We start from the raw sequence: 327 nt of genomic DNA, 5'->3' as shown, positions 1-327 counted from the left end.
CACGGCTGCGCTGGTGAGCAGCACCGGCAGGGTCTTCTTCACGATCTTGTTCACGATTGCATCCAACGCAGGAGGTGGAACAGCAGGCCAAGCACGATCCCGTACAGCGCCAGGTTGAACAGCGCCGGGTGCCAGACATGGCGGTAGGCGCCGGCACGCTGCAGCAGCGCGTGCAGGCCGCTGTTGACCAGATAGGCCAACAGCATCAACCCGAGCAGGGTCGGGACGAACACTCCGTGGAGACTGAATTCACAGGGCATCGGTAGGGGCGGGGGCGAGGAGGGGGGGGGAGGGACAACAGAACAACGACAACGGGCAAACGCCGCT

Annotated in this window: 1 protein-coding gene; it reads right to left on the bottom strand. The window is 64.2% G+C overall.

The annotated features are described in order from the left end of the window. Positions 1-50: 50 nt before the first annotated feature. Entirely contained in the window at positions 51-260 is a 210-nt protein-coding gene (locus tag EN850_RS34820) for a DUF1656 domain-containing protein (RefSeq protein ID WP_136093019.1), read from the bottom strand. Positions 261-327 lie beyond the last annotated feature (67 nt).

It is taken from the genome of Mesorhizobium sp. M8A.F.Ca.ET.207.01.1.1 (assembly GCF_004794715.1).
GTDB lineage: Bacteria > Pseudomonadota > Alphaproteobacteria > Rhizobiales > Rhizobiaceae > Mesorhizobium.
The sequence above is the reverse complement of the archived record's forward strand: the minus strand, read 5'-3'. Positions and strand labels throughout refer to the sequence as shown.